Origin of the sequence: Winogradskyella psychrotolerans RS-3 (assembly GCF_000427335.1) — a bacterium.
Taxonomy (GTDB): domain Bacteria; phylum Bacteroidota; class Bacteroidia; order Flavobacteriales; family Flavobacteriaceae; genus Winogradskyella; species Winogradskyella psychrotolerans.
On the sequence record NZ_ATMR01000044.1, the window covers coordinates 1 to 989 of the forward strand.

3 protein-coding genes are annotated in these 989 nt (G+C 41.1%); 2 read left to right on the top strand and 1 reads right to left on the bottom strand.

The features are described from left to right. The coding region (locus ADIWIN_RS21750) for a hypothetical protein (protein WP_316929624.1) at positions 1-353 on the top strand (353 nt) is incomplete at its 5' end. Between the two features lie 122 nt (positions 354-475). Here the strand turns inward: ADIWIN_RS21750 and ADIWIN_RS21755 are convergent. Further along, a complete protein-coding gene (locus ADIWIN_RS21755; RefSeq protein WP_316929625.1) occupies positions 476-640 on the bottom strand; it encodes a hypothetical protein in 165 nt (54 codons plus the stop codon). An 87-nt stretch (positions 641-727) separates the two neighbouring features. Here ADIWIN_RS21755 and ADIWIN_RS21760 point away from each other — a divergent pair. Beyond that, positions 728-989 (top strand): nucleoside recognition domain-containing protein (locus ADIWIN_RS21760; protein WP_316929626.1); only part of this gene is annotated, 262 nt, incomplete at its 3' end.

A 989-nucleotide genomic window follows, 5' to 3' on the forward strand; every position in this document is an offset into this window, starting at 1 on the left:
GCTTAAACATTAAAACATTTGCATTGTACCAGGAATTAGGCGTTCCTTTGGTCATGACCGATGCCCGAAACAATCAGGGGCTAGACACGGTAAAGTCTTTATTTCTTGAAGATAAATTTGTTGTGGGGAAACCTTTTCATGAGCTTGAATTCCCTGAGTTGCTTGGAGAAGTTCAAGAAAAATTTGGTTTTAGCCAGCCCTATCAGGCCTTTCAACAATTGATTTTTGCTTCTTTTGATCCTACCTTATCTGAGGAAAAACGGATGTGGTTGGAAGAACGTGCTTCGGCTTTTCATTTTGATAACCAGGAGCAACAGACAAAAGAAACTACTGATAGGTACCGAAAAAATTAAGGAGCTACTTAGTAAATCTGTGCTTTCGGGAACGAATGAGCCAAGAAAATTTCATGGGAAATTGGATGCTATTTTCCTTCATCCTATTTGGGGGTATGTAACCTTTTTTGGTATCATGTTGCTCATTTTTCAGGCAATTTTGCCTGGGCTGAAGCGCCAATGGATTTTATAGACAGTACTTTTGCTTCATTAAGTAGTTGGGTGGTAGAAACACTGCCTCCAGGAGTTTTTACAGATTTATTGGCCGAAGGGATCATAACAGGTATTGGTGGTGTGGTGATTTTCATTCCCCAAATAGCGCTATTGTTTGGCTTCCTTGCTTTTCTGGAAGATACAGGCTATTTCTCTAGGGTTGTTTTCTTATGGACCGTATCATGCGTCCATTTGGATTGCATGGAAAAAGTGTGGTGCCTTTGATCTCAGGAATGGCTTGTGCCATACCAGGTATAATGGCCAGTAGAAACATTAGCAACAGCAAAGAACGATTGATAACCATTTTGGTAACCCCTTGGATGAGTTGTTCTGCACGGTTGCCTGTCTACGTTATTTTGATAGGACTGACGGTGCCAGATGAAGCCTGGATGGGGATTAATTTTCAGGCCATTGCACTTTTAGTCATGTACCTATTTGGTACTG